Origin of the sequence: Pseudomonas sp. DR 5-09 (assembly GCF_001655595.1) — a bacterium.
Lineage (GTDB): Bacteria > Pseudomonadota > Gammaproteobacteria > Pseudomonadales > Pseudomonadaceae > Aquipseudomonas > Aquipseudomonas pharyngis.
On the sequence record NZ_CP011566.1, the window covers coordinates 997,937 to 1,014,178 of the forward strand.

General features: G+C 60.3%; 22 protein-coding genes. 12 read left to right on the top strand and 10 right to left on the bottom strand.

All coding sequences use genetic code 11. From position 1 onward, the window contains the following. Nucleotides 1–24: 24 nt before the first annotated feature. Genes PDR5_RS04345 through PDR5_RS04355 form a run of 3 tightly spaced genes read left to right on the top strand, consistent with a single transcriptional unit; the run spans nucleotide 25 to nucleotide 2,003 of the window. On the top strand, nucleotides 25–465 hold the full coding sequence (locus PDR5_RS04345) for a hypothetical protein (protein WP_064593392.1): 441 nt from the start codon (nucleotides 25–27) through the stop codon (nucleotides 463–465). Between the two features lies 1 nt (nucleotide 466). Further along, on the top strand, nucleotides 467–1,078 hold the full coding sequence (locus PDR5_RS04350; RefSeq protein WP_064593393.1) for a superoxide dismutase: 612 nt from the start codon (nucleotides 467–469) through the stop codon (nucleotides 1,076–1,078). 31 nt (nucleotides 1,079–1,109) lie between these two features. Continuing rightward, a complete protein-coding gene (locus PDR5_RS04355; RefSeq protein ID WP_064593394.1) occupies nucleotides 1,110–2,003 on the top strand; it encodes a ZIP family metal transporter in 894 nt (297 codons plus the stop codon). Nucleotides 2,004–2,042: 39 nt separating this feature from the next. Here the strand turns inward: PDR5_RS04355 and PDR5_RS04360 are convergent, their stop codons facing one another. The 10 genes from PDR5_RS04360 to PDR5_RS04405 all read right to left on the bottom strand — a co-directional run bounded on the left by PDR5_RS04360 (nucleotide 2,043) and on the right by PDR5_RS04405 (nucleotide 9,069). After that, complete coding sequence (locus PDR5_RS04360; RefSeq protein WP_064593396.1) at nucleotides 2,043–2,318, bottom strand: HPr family phosphocarrier protein; 276 nt, start codon at nucleotides 2,316–2,318, stop codon at nucleotides 2,043–2,045. A gap of 15 nt (nucleotides 2,319–2,333) precedes the next feature. Continuing rightward, nucleotides 2,334–3,191 carry an RNase adapter RapZ gene (gene rapZ, locus PDR5_RS04365; RefSeq protein ID WP_064593397.1) on the bottom strand — a complete coding sequence of 286 codons (858 nt, stop codon included), beginning with the start codon at nucleotides 3,189–3,191 and terminating at the stop codon, nucleotides 2,334–2,336. 2 nt (nucleotides 3,192–3,193) lie between these two features. Next, a complete protein-coding gene (gene ptsN / locus PDR5_RS04370) occupies nucleotides 3,194–3,658 on the bottom strand; it encodes a PTS IIA-like nitrogen regulatory protein PtsN (RefSeq protein ID WP_007953580.1) in 465 nt (154 codons plus the stop codon). Between the two features lie 11 nt (nucleotides 3,659–3,669). Beyond that, entirely contained in the window at nucleotides 3,670–3,978 is a 309-nt protein-coding gene (hpf, locus tag PDR5_RS04375; protein ID WP_011332471.1) for a ribosome hibernation-promoting factor, HPF/YfiA family, read from the bottom strand. A gap of 73 nt (nucleotides 3,979–4,051) precedes the next feature. Beyond that, entirely contained in the window at nucleotides 4,052–5,545 is a 1,494-nt protein-coding gene (locus tag PDR5_RS04380) for an RNA polymerase factor sigma-54 (RefSeq protein WP_011332472.1), read from the bottom strand. Nucleotides 5,546–5,731: 186 nt separating this feature from the next. Then, nucleotides 5,732–6,457 carry an LPS export ABC transporter ATP-binding protein gene (lptB, locus tag PDR5_RS04385; protein ID WP_007953572.1) on the bottom strand — a complete coding sequence of 242 codons (726 nt, stop codon included), beginning with the start codon at nucleotides 6,455–6,457 and terminating at the stop codon, nucleotides 5,732–5,734. Continuing rightward, nucleotides 6,457–7,002: a lipopolysaccharide transport periplasmic protein LptA gene (gene lptA, locus PDR5_RS04390; RefSeq protein ID WP_064593398.1), complete on the bottom strand. Its 546-nt coding sequence runs from the start codon at nucleotides 7,000–7,002 to the stop codon at nucleotides 6,457–6,459. The genes lptB and lptA overlap by 1 nt, the downstream gene beginning before the upstream one ends. Next, on the bottom strand, nucleotides 6,989–7,561 hold the full coding sequence (lptC, locus tag PDR5_RS04395; protein ID WP_007953568.1) for an LPS export ABC transporter periplasmic protein LptC: 573 nt from the start codon (nucleotides 7,559–7,561) through the stop codon (nucleotides 6,989–6,991). Before lptC ends, lptA begins: the two co-directional genes overlap by 14 nt. Nucleotides 7,562–7,569: 8 nt before the next feature. Continuing rightward, entirely contained in the window at nucleotides 7,570–8,094 is a 525-nt protein-coding gene (locus PDR5_RS04400; RefSeq protein ID WP_039769294.1) for a KdsC family phosphatase, read from the bottom strand. Then, nucleotides 8,095–9,069, bottom strand: a complete 975-nt coding sequence (locus PDR5_RS04405; RefSeq protein WP_064593399.1) for a KpsF/GutQ family sugar-phosphate isomerase — start codon at nucleotides 9,067–9,069, stop codon at nucleotides 8,095–8,097. It abuts the gene before it with no gap. A gap of 274 nt (nucleotides 9,070–9,343) precedes the next feature. On the opposite strand from PDR5_RS04405, the gene PDR5_RS04410 reads away from it, so the two are divergent. The 9 genes from PDR5_RS04410 (at nucleotide 9,344) to hisD (ending at nucleotide 16,241) form a co-directional block, all read left to right on the top strand. Further along, the gene (locus PDR5_RS04410; RefSeq protein WP_064593401.1) at nucleotides 9,344–10,156 is read left to right on the top strand and encodes an ATP-binding cassette domain-containing protein; all 813 of its coding nucleotides are present in this window, start codon (nucleotides 9,344–9,346) and stop codon (nucleotides 10,154–10,156) included. Continuing rightward, nucleotides 10,156–10,953 (top strand): lipid asymmetry maintenance ABC transporter permease subunit MlaE, encoded by a 798-nt coding sequence (gene mlaE / locus PDR5_RS04415; RefSeq protein ID WP_007953561.1) that lies wholly within the window; start codon nucleotides 10,156–10,158, stop codon nucleotides 10,951–10,953. Before PDR5_RS04410 ends, mlaE begins: the two co-directional genes overlap by 1 nt. Next, a complete protein-coding gene (gene mlaD / locus PDR5_RS04420; protein WP_007953559.1) occupies nucleotides 10,953–11,420 on the top strand; it encodes an outer membrane lipid asymmetry maintenance protein MlaD in 468 nt (155 codons plus the stop codon). Before mlaE ends, mlaD begins: the two co-directional genes overlap by 1 nt. Before the next feature lie 11 nt (nucleotides 11,421–11,431). Continuing rightward, nucleotides 11,432–12,082 carry an MlaC/ttg2D family ABC transporter substrate-binding protein gene (locus PDR5_RS04425; RefSeq protein ID WP_039769300.1) on the top strand — a complete coding sequence of 217 codons (651 nt, stop codon included), beginning with the start codon at nucleotides 11,432–11,434 and terminating at the stop codon, nucleotides 12,080–12,082. Further along, nucleotides 12,079–12,384, top strand: a complete 306-nt coding sequence (locus tag PDR5_RS04430; protein ID WP_039769302.1) for an STAS domain-containing protein — start codon at nucleotides 12,079–12,081, stop codon at nucleotides 12,382–12,384. The genes PDR5_RS04425 and PDR5_RS04430 overlap by 4 nt, the downstream gene beginning before the upstream one ends. Before the next feature lie 115 nt (nucleotides 12,385–12,499). After that, nucleotides 12,500–12,739, top strand: a complete 240-nt coding sequence (locus PDR5_RS04435; RefSeq protein WP_039769303.1) for a BolA family protein — start codon at nucleotides 12,500–12,502, stop codon at nucleotides 12,737–12,739. A gap of 22 nt (nucleotides 12,740–12,761) precedes the next feature. Continuing rightward, nucleotides 12,762–14,027, top strand: coding sequence for a UDP-N-acetylglucosamine 1-carboxyvinyltransferase (murA, locus tag PDR5_RS04440; RefSeq protein ID WP_064593402.1), 1,266 nt, complete (start codon nucleotides 12,762–12,764; stop codon nucleotides 14,025–14,027). Nucleotides 14,028–14,154: 127 nt separating this feature from the next. After that, nucleotides 14,155–14,790 (top strand): ATP phosphoribosyltransferase, encoded by a 636-nt coding sequence (gene hisG, locus PDR5_RS04445; RefSeq protein WP_007953554.1) that lies wholly within the window; start codon nucleotides 14,155–14,157, stop codon nucleotides 14,788–14,790. A gap of 125 nt (nucleotides 14,791–14,915) precedes the next feature. After that, nucleotides 14,916–16,241 carry a histidinol dehydrogenase gene (gene hisD, locus PDR5_RS04450; RefSeq protein ID WP_064593403.1) on the top strand — a complete coding sequence of 442 codons (1,326 nt, stop codon included), beginning with the start codon at nucleotides 14,916–14,918 and terminating at the stop codon, nucleotides 16,239–16,241. The last annotated feature ends 1 nt before the right edge of the window (nucleotide 16,242 follow it).

Consider the following 16,242-nt stretch of genomic DNA (forward strand, 5'->3'; position numbering starts at 1 on the left):
CCGCAACCGCTTTGGAGATTCACCATGGAGCACTGGAAACGCACGATCGAACGGGCCAATCGCTGCTTCATACTGGGCGAGCTGATCGATGCCCGAGAGGCCTACCTGCAAGCCCTGGCTCTGGCGCAAGTGTTGTTCGAGCGCTGGGCCGATGCCGACGAAGCGGTGGCGGCTTGCGTCATCTCCCACCACAACCTGGCCGATCTGCATCTGCGCCTGAATCAGCCGGAGGAGAGCGCCGAGTACCTGTGCGCGATCCATCAACGGCTGTTGCAGACCATGCAGGACGAGCGCCTGCGCCCGGCCCTGCGTGAAGCGGCGCTGCGCCAGAGCAGCAAGACCTATGTCGAGCTGCTCAATTTCATCAGCGAACACGGCGAATACCCGCGCACCCAGCGTTTGCTGCACCCGGATACCGGCAACGCGCGCCGCGCGCCTGCCCCACATCACCATGGAGTCCATTGAAATGGCTTTTACCCTGCCAGCCTTGCCTTACGCCTACGACGCACTGGAGCCGCACATCGATGCGCAAACCATGGAGATCCACTACACCAAGCATCATCAGACCTACATCAACAACCTGAACGCTGCGGTCGAGGGCACCGAATTCGCGGAATGGCCGGTGGAGAAGCTGGTCGCCAGCGTCCAGCAACTGCCGGAAAAGCTCCGCGCGGCGGTGATCAACCAGGGCGGCGGTCATGCCAACCATTCGCTGTTCTGGGAAGTCATGGTGCCCAACGGCGGTGGCAAACCGGACGGTGCGCTGGCCAGGGCGATCGATGAGCAGCTGGGTGGCCTCGACAGCTTCAAGGAAGCCTTCACCAAAGCCGCGTTGACCCGTTTCGGCAGTGGCTGGGCGTGGCTCAGCGTCACGCCCGACAAGAAACTGGTGGTGGAAAGCAGCGGCAACCAGGACAGCCCGCTGATGAACGGCAACACGCCGATTCTCGGGCTCGACGTGTGGGAACACGCGTACTACCTGCGTTATCAGAACCGTCGGCCGGAATACATCAACGCGTTTTACAACGTGATCAACTGGCCGGAAGTCGCTGCACGCTATCAGGCGGCGCTGGTTTAAGTCTTCTATAAAAACAATTCCAAGGCGGACTATGGGCACTGAGACACTGGCGATCGGAAGTGGGCGCATGTTTCGTTACGCAATCGGATCGCTGCTGCTGTTGGCGGGCATGACCTTGCTGGTCGCCCACGGACTCGAATGGCTGAATCTGGAGCCGAGGTTGTTGCGGGCGTTGCAAGGCGGCGCGATTTGCGCCCTCGGCACCGCACTCGGGGCTGTTCCGGTGCTGGTGATCCGCAACATGCCCCAGGCGCTGGGCGATACGCTGTTGGGTTTTGGCGCCGGTGTAATGCTGGCGGCAACCGCGTTTTCGCTGATCGTGCCGGGAATCGCCGCCGCCGAAAGTCTGGGCCTGAGCCCATGGGGCGCCAGCGGCCTGATTTGCTTCGGCATCATGTTCGGGGCGTTCGGCCTGTATCTGGTTGATCGCCGTGTGTCGGGGGCCTCGCCGGAAATGCTCATCGGCACCGTCGAACATCCGGTGATTCCGCCACGGATCTGGTTGTTCGTGTTCGCGATCATTGCCCATAACATCCCGGAAGGCATGGCGGTCGGTGTCTCGGCGGGCGGTGGAATGCCGGAAGCAGACAGTCTGGCCATGGGCATTGCCTTGCAGGATGTGCCCGAAGGGCTGGTGATTGCCCTGGTACTGGCCGGCGCCGGGATGTCGCGGGTCAAGGCGTTTTTGATTGGCGCAGCGTCAGGTCTGGTCGAACCGGTATTTGCGCTGCTCTGTGCGTGGCTGGTCAGTCTTGCCGAACTGTTGCTGCCCTTGGGGTTAGCGCTGGCGGCTGGCGCCATGCTGCTGGTGGTGACTCACGAGGTCATCCCCGAGTCGCGACGCAATGGTCACGAGAAGCTGGCCAGTCTGGGATTGCTGATCGGCTTCTGTCTGATGATGGTGATGGATACCGCGTTGGGCTGAACCGGGAGGAGGGAGCGGGCTACTTTCGCCTCAGGCGTTTCAACCGCCTTCGTCGAAGTAGTTTTCGATCAGTTCCACCAGCGCGCGCATGGCTTCCTCTTCCTGGTGGCCTTCGGTACTCAGATAGATTTTCGTGCCCTTGCCCGCAGCGAGCATCATCATCGCCATGATGCTTTTACCGTCAACCGTGGTTTCCGGAGTGCGGCCCACTTTGATCGTGCAATCGGGAAACTTACCCGCCACCCCGACGAATTTTGCAGATGCGCGGGCGTGCAGGCCCAGCTTGTTGATGATTTCGATTTCACGAGCAGGCATCGCGGTGTGAATCCTTTAGCTGAGGTCGCGGTGGCGAACCTGGACGTTCTTCAGGGTCTTCTGCAGCGCCTGGCCAAGACGTTCGGTCAGGTAAACGGAACGGTGATGCCCGCCGGTGCAGCCGATGGCAATGGTGACGTAAGCGCGGTTACTCGCGGCAAAGCGCGGCAACCATTTGTGCAGGTACGTGTAAATATCCTGGTACATCTCCTCGACCTCCGGCTGCGCCGCCAGATACTCGGCGACCGGCTGATCGAGACCGGATTGCGCGCGCAGTTCCGGTTTCCAGTACGGGTTCGGCAGGCAGCGTACATCGAACACCAGATCCGCATCCACCGGCATGCCGCGTTTGAAACCGAAAGACTCCACCAGAAACGCGGTACCCGGCTCCGGCTGGTTCAACAGGCGCAGCTTGATGGTGTCGCGCAGTTGGTAGAGATTGAGGTTGGTGGTGTTGATTTTCAGGTCGGCGAGATCGGCAATCGGGCCGAGCAGGGCGCTTTCATCCTGAATGGCTTCTGCCAGCGAACGATTGGCGTTGCTCAGTGGGTGGCGGCGGCGAGTTTCGGAGAAACGCTTGAGCAGGGTTTCTTCGTCGGCATCCAGATACAGGACATCGCATTGAATGTGCTTGGCGCGTACGTCCTCGAGCAATTCCGGAAATCGGGTCAGATGGCTCGGCAAATTGCGTGCATCGATCGATACCGCCACCAGTGGCTGCGCCAGCTCGGTGTGAATCAGGGCGCGTTCGGCCAGTTCCGGCAGTAGACCGGCCGGCAGGTTATCGATGCAGTAGTAGCCGTTGTCCTCAAGGACATCCAGGGCAGTACTTTTACCCGAGCCGGAACGGCCACTGACAATGATCAAGCGCATGGTTACGGCCTGTTCTGTTCTTCCAGTACAACCTGGTACAAGGCTTCGTTGCTTGGCGCGCTGCGCAGTCTGTCGCGCACGTCCTTGCGGTCGAGCATGCTGGCGATCTGGCGTAACAGCTCCAGGTGCGCATCGGTGGCGGCTTCCGGCACCAGCAGGACGAAGAGCAAGTCCACGGGCGCGCCGTCGATAGCGTCGAAATCGATAGGGGCATCAAGGTGCATCAGCGCACTGATCGGCGCTTCGCAGCCCTTGAGGCGGCAGTGGGGAATGGCGATGCCGTTGCCAAAACCGGTGGAACCCAGTTTTTCACGGGCAATCAATGCCTCGAAGACATCTTGCATCTCCAGATCCGGGACTTCCCGGGCGATCAGGTTGGCAATTTGTTCGAGGGCTTTCTTTTTACTGCCGCCCGGCACGTTCACCAGGGAACGGCCGGGGGTCAGGATACTTTCAAGTCGGATCATGGGGGTGGGGGTTATCGACCGGTAGCGCCCTGAAGCAGGCTCTGGGTCTTTTCCTTATGCTTTTTGAGTTGTTTATCAAGCTTGTCGGTCAGCGCGTCGATCGCAGCGTACATATCGGTATGTTCCGCGTTTGCGACGACCTCATTGCCGGGAATATGCAGCGTGGCTTCGATTTTCTGCTTCAGTTTTTCGACGCACATCGTGACTTGCACGTTGGTGATCTTGTCGAAATGCCCTTCGAGCTTCTTGAGCTTGAGCTCGATGTACTCGCGCAGAGGCTGGGTAACTTCCAGTTGGTGTCCACTGATGTTGACTTGCATACAGCTTCTCCTTCGTTGCCAGTGCATAAAGCGGCAGGCCGAAGAGCCTGCCACTGGAACGCTGTAACGTGGCTTACATCAACCGCTTGCGTTCGCTCGAAGGCGCGATCCCGAGGGATTCGCGGTACTTGGCGACCGTGCGGCGAGCCACCTGAATGCCTTGTGCCTCCAGTAAACCAGCGATCTTGCTGTCACTCAACGGCTTTTTCTGATTTTCCGCGGCAACCAGTTTCTTGATGATCGCGCGGATCGCCGTGGACGAGCATTCGCCGCCTTCGGAGGTACTGACGTGGCTGGAGAAAAAGTATTTCAGTTCATATATGCCCCGTGGGGTATGCATGAATTTTTGCGTGGTTACGCGGGAAATCGTCGACTCGTGCATGCCAACCGCTTCTGCAATGTCGTGCAGGACCAACGGCTTCATGGCTTCGTCGCCGTACTCCAGAAACCCGCGCTGGTGCTCGACGATCTGGGTGGCCACTTTCATCAGGGTTTCGTTGCGGCTCTGCAGGCTCTTGATGAACCAGCGGGCTTCCTGCAACTGATTGCGCATGAAGGTGTTGTCGGCGCTGGTGTCGGCGCGGCGCACGAAACCGGCGTACTGGGCGTTGACCCGCAGGCGCGGCACCGACTCCTGATTCAGCTCGACCAGCCAGCGCTCGTTGTCCTTGCGCACGATGACGTCAGGCACCACGTACTCGGCTTCGGTGGATTCGATCTGCGAACCGGGGCGCGGGTTCAGGCTCTGCACCAGTTCGATGACCTGCCGCAGCTCGTCTTCCTTGAGCTTCATGCGCCGCATCAACTGGCTGTAGTCGCGGCTGCCGAGCAAGTCGATGTAATCGGTGACCAGGCGCTTGGCTTCGGCCAGCCAAGGGGTCTTGGCCGACAGCTGGCGCAATTGCAGCAGCAGGCATTCGCCCAGGTTACGTGCGCCGATGCCGGCCGGTTCGAACTGCTGGATGCGGTGCAGGACGGCTTCGATCTCGTCCAGCTCGATGTCGAGTTCCGGATCAAAGGCGTCGAGGATTTCTTCGAGGGTTTCGTCCAGATAGCCCTGATTGTTGATGCAATCGATCAGGGTGACGGCGATCAGGCGATCGGTGTCGGACATCGGTGCCAGGTTCAACTGCCACAGCAGGTGGCTTTGCAGGCTCTCGCCGGCGGAGGTGCGGGTGGTGAAGTCCCACTCATCATCGTCGCTGCTTGGCAGGCTGCTGGCGCTGGTCTGGTAGACGTCTTCCCAGGCGGTGTCCACCGGCAATTCGTTGGGGATTCGCTCGTTCCATTCGCCGTCTTCGAGGTTGTCGACTGTCGGCGCGGTCTCCTGATAGGAGGGTTCCTGGATCTCGGTGTTGGGCTTCTGTTCGGCGTTGTCGGCCATGGGGTCGGAGTTGTCGAAGTCGTCTCCGTCCTCCTGGCGTTCGAGCATCGGATTGGATTCCAGAGCCTCCTGGATTTCCTGTTGCAGATCCAGGGTCGACAATTGGAGCAGGCGGATGGCCTGTTGCAGCTGCGGTGTCATCGTCAGCTGCTGGCCCATTCTCAAGACTAGCGATGGTTTCATGGCAGGGGCTTAACACCTTATTCGCCGGCGCTATGCGCCATCCACTACAGGGCGCCGGAGCGCCAAACTTAAGCAAATTATATGCCTGAAACTGTCGTGTTTGCCTAGAGCGCTGTAACAATAAAAGCGTATAAAAAGGCGTTTCAACGTTACAGCACCCGGACGACTGGTCGGATGCTGTCGCGCTTACAGGCGGAACTCGTGACCCAGATAGACTTCCTTCACCAGATCGTTGGCGAGGATGGTCGCGGAGTCGCCTTCGGCGATCAACTGGCCGTCGTTGACGATGTAGGCGGTTTCGCAGATATCCAGCGTCTCACGGACGTTGTGGTCGGTGATCAGTACGCCGATCCCCTTGGCCTTGAGGTGATGGATGATCTGCTTGATGTCGCCGACCGAGATCGGGTCGACACCGGCGAACGGTTCGTCGAGCAGGATGAATTTCGGTGCCGTGGCCAGTGCGCGGGCGATTTCTACCCGGCGGCGCTCACCACCGGACAGGCTCATGCCGAGGTTGTCGCGGATGTGGCTGATGTGGAATTCCTGCAGCAGGCTTTCCAGTTCCTTGCGACGACCTGCCTTGTCGAGCTCCTGACGGGTCTCGAGGATGGCCATGATGTTGTCGGCCACCGACAGTTTGCGGAAGATCGACGCTTCTTGCGGCAGATAGCCGATACCGGCCTTTGCACGACCGTGCATTGGCTGGTGACTGACGTCCAGGTCGTCGATCAGTACCCGACCCTGATCGGCCTGAACCAGGCCGACGATCATGTAGAAACACGTGGTCTTGCCGGCGCCGTTCGGGCCGAGGAGGCCGACGATCTGGCCGCTGTCGATCGACAGGCTGACGTCACGCACAACCTGACGGCTTTTATAGGCCTTGGCCAGGTGCTGAGCTTTCAGAGTTGCCATTACTGGGTTTTCTCGTCGGTTTTCTTCTTCGGCTGGATCACCATGTCGATGCGCGGACGCGCTTCGGTGACCTTGCTGCCGGTAGCGCGACCGGCGCTGGCCAGTTTCTTCACCGTGTCATAGACGATTTTTTCGCCCTGAGTGGTGTTGTTGTCCTTGTCGACGACTTTGGCCTTGTCGATCAGAACAACGCGGTTCTGCTGTGCGTGGTATTGAATGGTCACGCCCCAGCCCTGAACGGGTTTGGCATCACCGGCAGTCTGCAACTGTTCGAAGTAGGCGAGGTTGCCGACCGAGGTCACGACGTCGATGTCGCCGTTAGGCGCACGGGTCATGGTCACGGTGTTGCCTTTGACGATCATCGAACCCTGGGTGATGATCACGTCGCCTTTGTAGGTGGCAACGCCGTTCTTGTCGTCCAGTTGGGCATCGTCGGCCTGAATGCGGATTGGCTGCTCTTGATCGTTCGGCAGAGCCCAGGCGCTCACGCTTCCCAGTGCTGCGCCCAGACTGAGCAAAATAGGGAGGGTTTTAACGAGCCTCATACTGTCCTCTTACGTTCGATAGCAGGTGTATCCTGCTTTCCTTCAAATACGCTTTCATTCCTACGCCAGTCGATACACCGCCAGCGCCGTCGATTCTAACGGGTTGCTGGGTCTGCGCATATTGCTGCTGAGGGAACACGGTCATGCGTGTGCTGGTAATCAGGGTGTCGCGGTTCTTTTCGTCGGTGCGCTTGACCCGAACGGAGTCGATCAGCTCGACCTCGGTGCCACCGGAGTTCACTTCACCGCGTTCGCTGGTCACGTGCCACGGGAAGTCGGTGCCACGGAACATGTTCAGATCAGGCTTGGTGACCAGTGTAATGTCGGTCGCCTTGACGTGCTCGGCCTTGTCGGACGTCATTTCGTACTGCACTTTGCCGTCTTCGAGGTACTGGATCGTGTGCGTATTGGTCGCGTACCAGTCGATCGGGCTTTCCTCTGCCGAAACCGGCGGTTTGTCGAGGAAGCGTTCCGGGCTGATGTTCCAGTAGCCGACCGCACCGAAAATCGCCGCGATGCAACCGAACAGCAGGATGTTGCGAAACTTTTTGCTAAACATGGTTGGACTCACAGATACGCATTGTTGGCGGCGTCGAGGCTGCCTTGGGCGCGCAGGATCAGTTCGCAGAATTCGCGGGCGGCACCTTCGCCGCCACGAGCCTGGGTGACGCCATGAGCGTGTTCGCGAACAAAAGGTGCGGCGTTGGCCACGGCCATGCCCAGGCCTACACGGCGGATCACCGGCAGATCCGGCAGGTCGTCGCCGAGGTAAGCCACTTGTTCATAGCTTAGGCCCAGTTGTTCCAGAAGACCGTCGAGAACGACCAGTTTGTCTTCACGGCCCTGAAACAGGTGCGGGATCCCCAGGTTCTTCGCCCGACGCTCGACCACCGGAGTCTTGCGACCGCTGATGATGGCGGTCTGTACGCCGGCGTTCATCAGCATCTTGATGCCCTGGCCATCCAGTGTATTGAAAGTCTTGAACTCGCTGCCGTCTTCAAGGAAGTACAGGCGCCCGTCGGTGAGGACACCGTCGACGTCGAAAACCGCCAGTTTGATGGCCTTGCCGCGTTGCAGCAGATCGGTGCTCATTTACATCACTCCTGCGCGCAGCAGGTCGGAGAGGTTGAAGGCGCCGATCGGGCGATCCTCTTCATCCACGACAACCAGCGCGTTGATTCGGTGGTCTTCCATGATTTTCAGGGCTTCGGCGGCAAGCATCTCGGCGCGGGCGGTCTTGCCGTGCACGGTCATCACCTGGTCGATGGTGGCGCTGTGGATATCAATGCTGCGATCCAGGGTGCGACGCAGGTCGCCGTCAGTGAAGATCCCGGCCAGCTTGCCGTCGGTTTCCAGGATGACGGTCATGCCCAGGCCCTTGCGGGTCATTTCCATCAACGCGTCCTTGAGCAGGGTGCCGCGCTGTACCTGCGGCAGTTCCTGGCCGGCGTGCATGACGTTTTCCACTTTCAGCAGCAGGCGTCGGCCCAGTGCGCCGCCGGGGTGGGAAAAGGCGAAGTCTTCGGCAGTGAAGCCGCGCGCTTCCAGCAGCGCCACGGCCAGGGCGTCGCCCATGACCAGTGCGGCGGTGGTCGAGGAGGTCGGCGCCAGGTTCAGCGGGCAGGCTTCGTGCTCGACGTGAACGTTGAGGTTGACCTCGGCGGCCTTGGCCAGCGGCGATTGCGGGTTGCCGGTGACGCTGATCAGCTGAATGCCCAGGCGCTTGATCAGTGGCAGCAGAGTGACGATTTCGTTGGTGGAACCGGAGTTCGACAGGGCCAGAATGACGTCATCGCGAGTGATCATGCCCATGTCGCCGTGGCTGGCTTCGGCCGGGTGCACGAAAAACGCCGGGGTGCCGGTGCTGGCCAGGGTCGCGGCAATCTTGTTGCCGATGTGCCCGGACTTGCCCATGCCGACCACGACAACACGGCCCTTGCTGGCCAGAATCATCTCGCAAGCGCGTACGAAATCGGCGTCGATATGGGGCAACAAGCCTTGTACGGCTTCCACTTCGAGGCGAATGGTGCGTTGTGCCGATTGAATCAGGTCGCTGGTTTGGCTCATGTCAGAAATCGTATAGCCCGATGAAAAGGCGGCGATTATAGCGGTTATGTTGAAAAGCCTCACGCAAGTTCGTCGTGCTTTGTCATTCCTCGTTACCAAAACGCTCCAAATATACCTTCAAGCCCCTCAGCTCGCAGATCCGGGCCGGTGCAGGCCTTGGGCGCTTGCCCTTTGCAGTGATATAGTTCGCCGCCAGTTCGGCCTGCCCGGGATGTAGGGGCTTTCCTCAGAAAGCCAGGCGTCCGAGTGAGAGGCTGCATCGCAAGGAGTTTAGATGAGTGCCGATAACGCCTACGCGGTCGAGCTGAAGGGAGTCTCCTTCAAGCGCGGTGCGCGGAGCATTTTCAATAACGTCGATATCCGCATCCCGCGCGGCAAGGTCACCGGCATCATGGGGCCTTCCGGGTGCGGCAAGACCACACTGTTGCGCCTGATGGGCGCCCAGTTGCGGCCATCCAAGGGCGAGGTCTGGGTCAACGGCCAGAACCTGCCGAAGCTGTCGCGCAGCGATCTGTTCGATGCGCGCAAGCACATGGGCGTGCTGTTTCAGAGTGGCGCCCTGTTCACCGATCTCGATGTGTTCGAGAACGTCGCCTTCCCGCTGCGTGTTCATACCGACCTGCCGGAGGAGATGATCCGTGACATCGTCCTGCTCAAATTGCAGGCAGTGGGGTTGCGCGGTGCGATCGAGCTGATGCCTGACGAGCTGTCCGGCGGCATGAAGCGCCGGGTCGCCCTGGCCCGGGCCATTGCCCTCGATCCGCAGATCCTCATGTACGACGAACCGTTCGTCGGCCAGGATCCGATCGCCATGGGTGTGCTGGTTCGCCTGATCCGTCTGCTCAACGATGCCTTAGGCATCACCAGCATCGTGGTGTCCCACGACCTCGCCGAAACCGCGAGTATTGCTGACTACATCTATGTGGTCGGTGATGGCCAGGTATTGGGGCAGGGCACGCCGGACGAACTGATGGGCTCGGACGATCCGCGTATCCGCCAGTTCATGACCGGTGAACCCGACGGCCCGGTGCCGTATCACTTTCCAGCGCCGGATTACCGCGCAGATCTTCTGGGGAAGCGCCGCTGATGCGCAGAATTACATTAATGGAGCGTGTGCGTCGTTTCGGCCTCGCCGGAATCGACAGCGTCGCAGTGTTCGGGCGTTCGACCCTGTTCCTGTTTCATGCCCTGCTCGGGCGTGGCGGCATCGGTGGCGGGTTTGGCCTGCTGGTCAAGCAGTTGCATTCCGTCGGCGTGATGTCGCTGGTGATCATCGTGGTGTCCGGGATTTTCATCGGCATGGTGCTGGCGCTGCAGGGCTTCAACATTCTGTCGAGTTACGGTTCGGAGCAGGCCGTCGGCCAGATGGTGGCGCTGACCCTGCTGCGTGAGCTGGGACCGGTGGTGACCGCGCTGTTGTTTGCCGGTCGTGCCGGCTCGGCGCTGACGGCGGAAATCGGCAACATGAAATCCACCGAACAGTTGTCCAGTCTGGAAATGATCGGGGTCGACCCGCTCAAGTACATCATTGCCCCGCGTCTGTGGGCAGGCTTCATTTCCCTGCCGGTGCTGGCGATGATCTTCAGCGTGGTCGGCATCTGGGGCGGTTCATGGGTCGCCGTCGACTGGCTGGGTGTCTACGAAGGTTCCTACTGGTCGAACATGCAGAACAGCGTGAGCTTCGGTGACGATGTGCTCAACGGCATCATCAAAAGTGCAGTATTCGCTTTTGTCGTCACCTGGATCGCCGTATTTCAAGGCTACGACTGCGAACCCACTTCCGAGGGGATCAGTCGTGCCACCACCAAGACCGTGGTTTACGCCTCGCTGGCAGTACTCGGCCTGGACTTTATTCTGACCGCTTTGATGTTTGGAGATTTCTGATGCAAAACCGCACCCTGGAAATCGGTGTCGGCCTGTTCCTGCTGGCAGGGATCCTGGCTTTGTTGCTGCTGGCCCTGCGGGTCAGTGGCCTGTCTCCGACTTCGACCACCGATACCTACAAGCTTTACGCGTATTTCGACAATATCGCCGGTTTGACGGTCAGAGCCAAAGTGACCATGGCGGGCGTGACCATCGGCAAGGTCACCGCAATCGATCTGGATCGCGACAGCTTCACCGGTCGGGTAACCCTGCAAGTGGATAAAAGCGTCGACAATCTGCCGACCGACTCCACAGCATCTATCCTGACAGCGGGTCTGCTGGGCGAGAAGTACATCGGTATCAGCGTGGGCGGCGAAGACACCCGCCTCAAGGATGGTGGAACCATCCACGACACGCAGTCGTCTCTGGTACTGGAAGACCTGATCGGTAAATTCCTGCTCAATACCGTTAGCAAAGACGCCAAATGAGGAGCTTTTGAATGATCTCTACCTTGCGACGTGGCCTGTTGGTGTTGCTTGCGGCACTGCCGCTGGTGGCTAACGCCGTGGCGGCACAATCGGCGCACGATCTGGTTCAGGACACCACGAACCGGATGCTCGCCGACCTGGCGGCCAATAAAGAGAAGTACAAGCAGGATCCGCAGGATTTCTATACGGCGCTGAACACCATCGTCGGCCCTGTGGTCGATGCCGAAGGTATTTCCAAGAGCATCATGACGGTCAAGTATTCGCGCAAGGCAACCCCGGCGCAGATGAAGACCTTCGAGGAAAACTTCAAGCGCGGTCTGTTCCAGTTCTACGGCAACGCCTTGCTCGAGTACAACAACCAGGGCATCACCGTCGATGCGCCCAAGGATGAATCGGGCGACCGCACCAGTGTCGGCATGACCGTCAAAGGCAACAATGGCGCGATCTACCCTGTGCAGTACACCCTGGAGAAGATCAACGGCGAGTGGAAGCTGCGCAATGTGATCATCAACGGCATCAACATCGGCAAGCTGTTCCGTGACCAGTTCGCCGACGCGATGCAACGCAATGGCAACGATCTGGACAAGACCATCAACGGCTGGGCCGGGGAAGTCGCCAAGGCCAAGCAGTCGGCCGAGCAGAACGAGAAGCCAGCCCAATGACCGAGTCGGCCATTCGTCTGGACGAAGCCAGTGAGCTGCAGCTCAGCGGCGTGCTGGATTACCGCACCGGCCCGGATCTTCGGGAACAGGGCCGGGCGCTGATCAAGTCGTGCACCGCCCCGGCATTGGTGATCGATTGCTCGGCGGTGGAGAAGTCCAGCAGCGTCGGTCTATCGCTGCTGCTGTGCTTCATTCGCGATGCAAAGGCCGCCGGCAAGGCGGTCAGCATCCGCGGGATGCCCGAAGACATGCGCGAAATTGCTCAGGTCAGCGAACTGACCGAGCTGTTGGCGCAACCCTGAACCCGCATCAATAGAGAAGCCCCCCGTCAGAGTCCTGCGCAGCGGGGTTCGCAGGCGCGGGGCTTTTTTGTATGATGTCCGACCCGTGCGCACAGGGCGCCGATTGAGGTTGAGCATGCAGGCCGTAGAAGTGAAGAGCTTCCTTGAAGGAAAGCTGCCAGGAACGCTGGTGGAAGTTGAAGGCGAAGGCTGCAACTTTCAGCTGAACGTGATTAGTGATGAACTGGCGGCGTTGAGCCCGGTCAAGCGTCAGCAAAGCATCTATGCCCATTTGAACCCTTGGATCGCCGATGGCAGCATCCACGCGGTCACTATGAAATTTTTCAGCAGCGCGGCCTGGGCCGAGCGCACCTGAGCCCTAGGGCGTCGAGATTCTTATGGATAAATTGATTATTACCGGTGGCGCTCGTCTTGATGGCGAGATCCGCATCTCCGGGGCGAAGAACTCCGCCCTGCCGATCCTGGCTGCCACCCTGCTGTGCGATGGCCCGGTTACCGTTGGCAACCTGCCGCACCTGCACGACATCACCACCATGATCGAGCTGTTCGGTCGCATGGGCATCGAGCCTGTGATCGACGAGAAGCTTAGCGTCGAAATCGACCCGCGCACCATCAAGACCCTGATCGCCCCGTACGAGCTGGTGAAAACCATGCGCGCGTCGATCCTGGTGCTGGGCCCGATGGTTGCGCGTTTCGGTGAAGCCGAAGTCGCACTGCCTGGCGGTTGCGCCATCGGTTCGCGTCCGGTTGACCTGCACATCCGTGGCCTGGAAGCCATGGGCGCGGTCATCGACGTCGAAGGCGGCTACATCAAGGCCAAGGCGCCTGAAGGCGGCTTGCGTGGCGCTCACTTCTTCTTTGATACCGTCAGCGTGACCGGTACCGAGAACATCATGATGGCTGCCGCTCTGGCCAAGGGCCGCAGCGTGTTGCAGAACGCCGCCCGTGAACCTGAAGTGGTCGACCTGGCGAACTTCCTCAACGCCATGGGCGCCAAGGTGTCCGGTGCCGGCACCGACACCATCACCATTGATGGCGTCGAGCGTCTGGGTTCGGCTTTCTACAAGGTCATGCCTGACCGTATCGAAACCGGCACCTACCTGGTGGCCGCTGCGGTTACCGGTGGCCGCGTGAAAGTCAAGGACACCGATCCGACCATCCTCGAAGCCGTTCTGGACAAACTCCGTGAAGCCGGCGCAGAAATCACCTGTGGTGAAGACTGGATCGAGTTGAACATGCACGGCAAACGCCCGAAAGCGGTCAACGTGCGCACGGCACCGTACCCGGCGTTCCCGACCGACATGCAGGCGCAGTTCATCTCGCTCAACGCCATTGCCGAAGGCACCGGTGCCGTGATCGAGACGATCTTCGAAAACCGCTTCATGCACGTCTACGAACTGCATCGCATGGGCGCCAAGATCCAGGTCGAGGGCAACACGGCCATCGTGACCGGTACTGAAATCCTCAAGGGCGCGCCAGTCATGGCTACCGACCTGCGGGCTTCGGCCAGCCTCGTGATCTCGGCCCTGATGGCTGAAGGCGATACCCTGATCGACCGCATCTACCACATCGACCGTGGTTACGAGTGCATCGAGGAAAAACTGCAGATGCTGGGCGCCAGGATCCGTCGCGTTCCGGGCTGATCGCTGCATCTGGACACAGGGAAGTGTCCGTTGAATTCGTTTTGATCGGGGGTGGCAACGCCCTCGATGTATGTCCGGCGCCGATTGCGACCGGACATGAGTACCTTGATAAGGACTGACGTTTCCCATGTTGACCATCGCACTGTCCAAGGGCCGCATCCTTGACGACACCCTGCCGCTTCTCGCCGAAGCGGGCATCGTGCCGACCGAGAATCCGGACAAGAGCCGCAAGCTGATCATCCCCACGACCCAGGAAGACGTTCGCCTGTTGATCGTGCGGGCTACCGACGTGCCGACCTATGTCGAGCATGGCGCGGCCGACCTCGGCGTTGCCGGTAAAGACGTGCTGATGGAATACACTGGCCAGGGCCTGTACGAGCCGCTGGATCTGCAGATTGCCCAGTGCAAGCTGATGACCGCCGGCAAGGTCGGCGCGGTCGAGCCCAAGGGCCGCCTGCGCGTCGCCACCAAATTCGTCAACGTCGCCAAGCGTTACTACGCCGAGCAGGGCCGTCAGGTCGACATCATCAAGCTGTACGGCTCGATGGAGCTGGCGCCGCTGATCGGTCTGGCCGACAAGATCATCGACGTGGTCGACACCGGCAACACCCTGCGCGCCAACGGCCTGGAACCCCAGGAACTGATCGCCACGATCAGCTCGCGTCTGGTCGTCAATAAAGCTTCGATGAAAATGCAACACGCCCGAATCCAGGCGTTGATCGACACCCTGCGCAAGGCAGTGGAGTCTCGACACCGCGGCTGATGTACCTGCGCGACGTTAAGTCGCGCCCGTCTATCCGCCTCATAGCCAGAATCTCAGGTGCCCAAGCGGATCGAATGGTAATTTCGGGCGCCTGAGTTTTTTGCCATTCCTATGAGGCTCTCGCTATGACCGCACCGACTGCAATTCGCCGACTCAACGCTGCTGACCCGGATTTCGCGCATCATCTGGATCATCTGCTGAGCTGGGAAAGTGTGTCTGACGACTCGGTCAATCAGCGGGTGCTGGACATCATCAAGGCTGTGCGCGAGCGCGGTGACGCGGCGCTGGTCGAGTTCACCCAGAAATTCGACGGCCTCGAAGTCGCCTCGATGGCGGACTTGATCCTGCCGCGCGAGCGTCTGGAACTGGCCCTGACCCGCATCACCGTGCCGCAACGCGAAGCGCTGGAAAAAGCCGCCGCCCGCGTGCGCAGCTATCACGAAAAACAGAAGCAGGACTCCTGGAGCTACACCGAAGCCGACGGCACCGTGCTGGGTCAGAAAGTCACGCCACTGGATCGCGCCGGTCTGTACGTGCCGGGCGGCAAGGCGTCGTACCCGTCGTCGGTGTTGATGAACGCGATTCCGGCCAAGGTCGCCGGCGTGACCGAAGTGGTCATGGTGGTGCCGACCCCGCGCGGCGAAGTCAACGAGCTGGTGCTGGCGGCGGCATGCATCGCCGGTGTCGACCGGGTGTTCACCATCGGTGGCGCACAAGCCGTTGCCGCGTTGGCCTATGGCACTGAAAGCGTGCCGCAGGTGGACAAGGTTGTCGGTCCGGGCAACATCTACGTGGCGACCGCCAAGCGTCACGTGTTCGGTCAGGTCGGCATCGACATGATCGCCGGCCCGTCGGAAATCCTCGTGGTATGCGACGGCCAGACCGATCCGGACTGGATCGCCATGGACCTGTTCTCCCAGGCCGAGCACGACGAAGACGCCCAGGCGATCCTGGTCAGCCCGGACGCCGAGTTCCTCGACAAGGTCGCCGCGAGCATCGACAAACTGCTGCCGACCATGGATCGCGCAACCATCATCGAAACCTCGATCAACGGCCGTGGTGCCCTGATCCACGTGCGTGACATGACCCAGGCCATCGAAGTCGCCAACCGCATCGCCCCGGAACACCTTGAGCTGTCGGTCGCCGACCCGCAGGCCTGGTTGCCGCAGATTCGCCACGCCGGCGCGATCTTCATGGGCCGTCACACCTCCGAAGCGCTGGGCGACTACTGCGCGGGTCCGAACCACGTGCTGCCGACCTCCGGTACTGCGCGTTTCTCTTCGCCGCTGGGCGTGTACGACTTCCAGAAACGCTCGTCGATCATCTTCTGCTCCGAGGCCGGCGCTTCCGAGCTTGGCAAGACTGCATCGATCCTGGCTCGTGGCGAATCGCTGAGCGCCCACGCGCGCAGCGCCGAATACCGCATCAAAGACGAAGTGAAGGGGAACTGAA

Excerpts from the sequence above, each read along its gene's own strand:
- PDR5_RS04345 (WP_064593392.1), top strand. The coding sequence starts at position 25 with ATGGAGCACTGGAAACGCACGATCGAACGGGCCAATCGCTGCTTCATA.
- PDR5_RS04350 (WP_064593393.1), top strand. The coding sequence starts at position 467 with ATGGCTTTTACCCTGCCAGCCTTGCCTTACGCCTACGACGCACTGGAG.
- PDR5_RS04355 (WP_064593394.1), top strand. The coding sequence starts at position 1,110 with ATGGGCACTGAGACACTGGCGATCGGAAGTGGGCGCATGTTTCGTTAC.
- PDR5_RS04360 (WP_064593396.1), bottom strand. The coding sequence starts at position 2,318 with ATGCCTGCTCGTGAAATCGAAATCATCAACAAGCTGGGCCTGCACGCC.
- rapZ (WP_064593397.1), bottom strand. The coding sequence starts at position 3,191 with ATGCGCTTGATCATTGTCAGTGGCCGTTCCGGCTCGGGTAAAAGTACT.
- ptsN (WP_007953580.1), bottom strand. The coding sequence starts at position 3,658 with ATGATCCGACTTGAAAGTATCCTGACCCCCGGCCGTTCCCTGGTGAAC.
- hpf (WP_011332471.1), bottom strand. The coding sequence starts at position 3,978 with ATGCAAGTCAACATCAGTGGACACCAACTGGAAGTTACCCAGCCTCTG.
- PDR5_RS04380 (WP_011332472.1), bottom strand. The coding sequence starts at position 5,545 with ATGAAACCATCGCTAGTCTTGAGAATGGGCCAGCAGCTGACGATGACA.
- lptB (WP_007953572.1), bottom strand. The coding sequence starts at position 6,457 with ATGGCAACTCTGAAAGCTCAGCACCTGGCCAAGGCCTATAAAAGCCGT.
- lptA (WP_064593398.1), bottom strand. The coding sequence starts at position 7,002 with ATGAGGCTCGTTAAAACCCTCCCTATTTTGCTCAGTCTGGGCGCAGCA.
- lptC (WP_007953568.1), bottom strand. The coding sequence starts at position 7,561 with ATGTTTAGCAAAAAGTTTCGCAACATCCTGCTGTTCGGTTGCATCGCG.
- PDR5_RS04400 (WP_039769294.1), bottom strand. The coding sequence starts at position 8,094 with ATGAGCACCGATCTGCTGCAACGCGGCAAGGCCATCAAACTGGCGGTT.
- PDR5_RS04405 (WP_064593399.1), bottom strand. The coding sequence starts at position 9,069 with ATGAGCCAAACCAGCGACCTGATTCAATCGGCACAACGCACCATTCGC.
- PDR5_RS04410 (WP_064593401.1), top strand. The coding sequence starts at position 9,344 with ATGAGTGCCGATAACGCCTACGCGGTCGAGCTGAAGGGAGTCTCCTTC.
- mlaE (WP_007953561.1), top strand. The coding sequence starts at position 10,156 with ATGCGCAGAATTACATTAATGGAGCGTGTGCGTCGTTTCGGCCTCGCC.
- mlaD (WP_007953559.1), top strand. The coding sequence starts at position 10,953 with ATGCAAAACCGCACCCTGGAAATCGGTGTCGGCCTGTTCCTGCTGGCA.
- PDR5_RS04425 (WP_039769300.1), top strand. The coding sequence starts at position 11,432 with ATGATCTCTACCTTGCGACGTGGCCTGTTGGTGTTGCTTGCGGCACTG.
- PDR5_RS04430 (WP_039769302.1), top strand. The coding sequence starts at position 12,079 with ATGACCGAGTCGGCCATTCGTCTGGACGAAGCCAGTGAGCTGCAGCTC.
- PDR5_RS04435 (WP_039769303.1), top strand. The coding sequence starts at position 12,500 with ATGCAGGCCGTAGAAGTGAAGAGCTTCCTTGAAGGAAAGCTGCCAGGA.
- murA (WP_064593402.1), top strand. The coding sequence starts at position 12,762 with ATGGATAAATTGATTATTACCGGTGGCGCTCGTCTTGATGGCGAGATC.
- hisG (WP_007953554.1), top strand. The coding sequence starts at position 14,155 with ATGTTGACCATCGCACTGTCCAAGGGCCGCATCCTTGACGACACCCTG.
- hisD (WP_064593403.1), top strand. The coding sequence starts at position 14,916 with ATGACCGCACCGACTGCAATTCGCCGACTCAACGCTGCTGACCCGGAT.